2 protein-coding genes are annotated in these 3213 nt (G+C 40.5%); both read left to right on the forward strand.

What is annotated here, in order from left to right:
• Positions 1-1235, forward strand: a 1235-nt coding sequence (locus QMF79_RS09375; protein ID WP_281773635.1) for an Eco57I restriction-modification methylase domain-containing protein, incomplete at its 5' end; no start/stop codon positions are given.
• Positions 1236-1412: 177 nt separating this feature from the next.
• Positions 1413-3213: GIY-YIG nuclease family protein (locus tag QMF79_RS09380; protein WP_281773636.1), on the forward strand; the 1801-nt coding region annotated here is incomplete at its 3' end.

Genomic DNA, 3213 nt, shown 5'->3' on the forward strand with positions numbered 1-3213 from the left:
GCATCACCGAACTCACTGCCTTACTTGCCCGTCGCACACTTTATTGCAGCCGTGAGGCCAATGGAAAATTTTCTGTTTGTGAGGGATTTAACAACCCGCAAGGCAATATTTTTTATTCTCCGCTAAAACACCAATGGGAAAATGGACGTTGCATAAAGTGCGGTGCAAGTGAACAAGTTTATGACCGTGGCGATGAATTAGAAAACCACGCATATTCCTTTATTCATCAAGAGTTAGCCAATATCAATGAGAAATTACCTGTGAAATTTGATGTCATTATCGGCAATCCGCCGTATCAGTTGAGTGATGGTGGTGCACAAGCCAGTGCCAAACCGATTTATGATCAATTTGTGCAACAAGCCATTAAATTACAGCCGAAATACCTTTCGATGATTATTCCTGCAAGATGGTTTACTGGCGGGAAAGGTTTAGATGATTTTCGTGATCAAATGCTCAATGACCGACGAATTTCAGAAATTCATGATTTTCCAAATTCAAGTGATTGCTTCACTGGTGTAGAAATTAAAGGCGGCGTTTGTTATTTCCTTTGGGAAGAACAATACAACGATGATTGCTTAATTGTGACACACGAAAAAAATGCACAAATTTCTGAAATGAAACGACCGCTTAAAGAAGAGGGATTAGATTTTTTAATTCGTTATAACAGTGCTGTTCACATTTTAAGGAAAGTAAAAGAAAAAGAAGAAAAAAGTTTTAGTGATGTAATTAGTGGAAGAAAGCCATTTGGATTAGCAACAAATTTTAAAGGAAATTCTGTACCGTATAAATCATCAGTTCATAACGTAAAACTTTATCAAAATAAAGGTACTGGTTATGTAAAACAAGAAGATATACCTGTTAATAAGCAATGGATTCATACCCATAAAGTTATTGCTCCTTATGCCGTGGGTTCTGGGGATAGTAAAACCGACTGGGTAAAACCGATTTATGCCGAACCCAATACCGCTTGCACGGAAACTTATCTTGTTATGGGACCATTTGAAGATAAGCAAACCTGTGAAAATGTAATGAGTTACATTAATACGCGTTTTTTCCATTTTATGCTTACGCTCAAGAAAAATACCCAACATACCACTAAAAAAGTTTATGAACTTGTTCCAATGCAAGACTTCTCTAAACCGTGGACAGATAAAGAACTCTATGAAAAATATCAATTAACCCAAGCGGAAATTGAATATATCGAATCAATGGTTCGCCCTGTTTCTAATGAATAACGCTCAAGATCCGCCTCTTTAGAAAAAAGGGGGTAGGGGAGATTTGATTGCGATCTTAATTTCTCATGAGCTTCGTTTTCACGCCTGCTAAATCTCCCCCTGCCCCTCTTTGCTAAAGAGGGGAGTTTTTGAGCAAATTTATACTTTATACGCCTGTAATATCACAAAGGAAAAACAATGAGCTACCTTTCACCGCTACGCCGCCCGAGAATTTATGCCTACGCTGACACCCGTTATCCCAATTGCCTAAAAGTCGGTTATACCACAAGAACCGTGACGGAACGCTTAAAAGAACAATATCCTGTTACGTTACCTTCTCAAAGCTACCGTATTGAACTAGACGAAGAAGCAATCCGTGAAGATGGCTCATTTTTTACTGATCACGAAGTGCATCAAGTTTTGCTGAAACATGGCGTAGAACGTCTTGAAGGGGAATGGTTTAAATGCGATTTAAACAAGGTGAAAGCGGCATTGTTGGAAGTGAAAACAGGCGTGGTTCAAAAACGCCAAGCGATTTTTAACTTCGGTATGCGCCCTGAACAGCAAAGTGCGGTGGAAAAAACGGCTAATTATTTCCAGAATTTTGTCAATGACCCACTTAATCACGGCAAAATCCCCCATTTTCTTTGGAATGCCAAAATGCGTTTTGGGAAAACCTTTGCAGCGTACCAGCTAGCAAAAAGAATGGGTTGGAAGAAAGTGTTGGTGCTCACGTTTAAACCTGCCGTGGAAAATGCATGGGGAGAGGATTTGAAAAACCACCTTGATTTTCAAGATTGGCAATTTGTGAAAGAAGAAACGGATTGGCAAATGAATGCGGACTTTCCGCAAATTTGCTTTGGATCATTTCAAGATTATTTGGGCAAAAGCAAAGCCGGTGGGATTAAACTTAAAAATGAATGGGTACACGCCATTAACTGGGATTGTGTGATTTTTGATGAATATCACTACGGGGCGTGGCGAGACAAGGCGAAAGACCTGTTTGCCGATAGCGATTGGGAAAAAGAACAATCCAAGCAACAGCAAGCCGAAGAGCATGACATGGAGCTGGATTCACCCAATTATTTTGATGAGGACTTGTTGCCGATTACCACCGATCACTATCTCTACTTATCGGGCACACCATTCCGTGCAATTAATTCGGGCGAGTTTATTGAAGAGCAAATTTTCAATTGGACGTATTCTGATGAGCAAAAAGCCAAAAATGCGTGGGAAGGTGAAGATAACCCCTATTTAGCCTTGCCGAAAATGGTGATGCTGACTTATCAATTGCCTGATGAAATTCGTGAAGTTGCCCTGAAAGGCGAATTTGCTGAGTTTGATCTAAATGTGTTTTTCTCCGCAATTGGTGAAGGAGAAAATGCTAAGTTTAAATATGAAAACGAAGTGCAAAAATGGCTCAATTTAATTCGTGGGCAATTTCTTTCTTTTGAAATAGATACATTAAGAATTAAAGCCTCAAGATTTCAAAATAAAAATTTAGATGAAAATAAACCCAAACTACCGCCTATGCCCTTTAGCGATGCCAATTTATTAGGCAGTTTGTTGCACACGCTTTGGTTCTTGCCGAATGTCGCAAGTTGCTATGCAATGCGGAATTTATTGGCTCAACCGCAAAATACGTTTTATCACGATTATTGCATTATTGTCGCTGCCGGCAATGCGGCAGGAATGGGGGCCGACGCGTTGATTCCCGTGAAAAAGGCAATGCAAGATCCACTAAAAACAAAAACGATCACACTCAGTTGTGGCAAATTGACCACAGGCGTTTCTGTTGCACCGTGGGCGGGGATTTTTATGTTGCGAAACCTTGCCAGCCCGGAAACCTATTTCCAAGCTGCCTTCCGCGTGCAAACGCCATGGGTGCTACACGGGCAAGATCCCAATAATCCGAATGCGCAATGTATCTTAAAAGAGAATTGCTATGTGTTTGATTTTGCACCTGATCGCGCATTACGCCAACTTGCCGATTACAGTT

The sequence above is a fragment of the Pseudohaemophilus parahaemolyticus genome, assembly GCF_938021905.1.
GTDB classification, from domain to species: domain Bacteria; phylum Pseudomonadota; class Gammaproteobacteria; order Enterobacterales; family Pasteurellaceae; genus Haemophilus_A; species Haemophilus_A parahaemolyticus_B.